This window comes from Kitasatospora sp. NPDC094028 (assembly GCF_049543595.1).
Lineage (GTDB): Bacteria > Actinomycetota > Actinomycetes > Streptomycetales > Streptomycetaceae > Kitasatospora.
Genome location: NZ_JBMVFA010000136.1, coordinates 1 through 529 on the forward strand (window position 1 = coordinate 1; position 529 = coordinate 529).

Here is a 529-nt window from a genome sequence, read left to right on the forward strand (position 1 = left end):
TGCGCCGCCACCACATCGGCGACTGGGGCACCCAGTTCGGCATGCTCATCCAGTACCTGGACGAGCACCCCCACGAGCTGGACCACAAGGCGTCCGCCGAGGACACCGCCGCCTCCGGCGAGGAGGCGATGTCCAACCTGGACCGCCTCTACAAGACCGCGCGCAAGTTCTTCGACTCCGACGAGGAGTTCAAGACCCGCGCCCGCCGCCGGGTGGTCGACCTCCAGGCCGGCGACCCGCACACGCTCGCCATCTGGCAGAAGTTCGTGGACGAGTCGAAGATCTACTTCTTCTCCGTATTCGAGAAGCTGGACATGGAGGTCCGCGATCCCGACATCGTCGGCGAGTCCGGGTACAACGACATGCTGGCCGAGACCTGCCGCCTCCTGGAGGAGTCCGGTGTCGCGGTCCGCTCCGAGGGCGCGCTCTGCGTGTTCTTCGACGACATCAAGGGCCCGGAGGGCAACCCGGTCCCGCTGATCGTCCAGAAGTCCGACGGCGGTTACGGCTACGCGGCCACCGACCTGTC

1 protein-coding gene is annotated in these 529 nt (G+C 66.9%); it reads left to right on the forward strand.

The genetic code is table 11. The annotated features are described in order from the left end of the window. The coding region (gene argS / locus ACPC54_RS42345; RefSeq protein WP_498973113.1) for an arginine--tRNA ligase domain-containing protein at nt 1-529 on the forward strand (529 nt) is incomplete at both ends.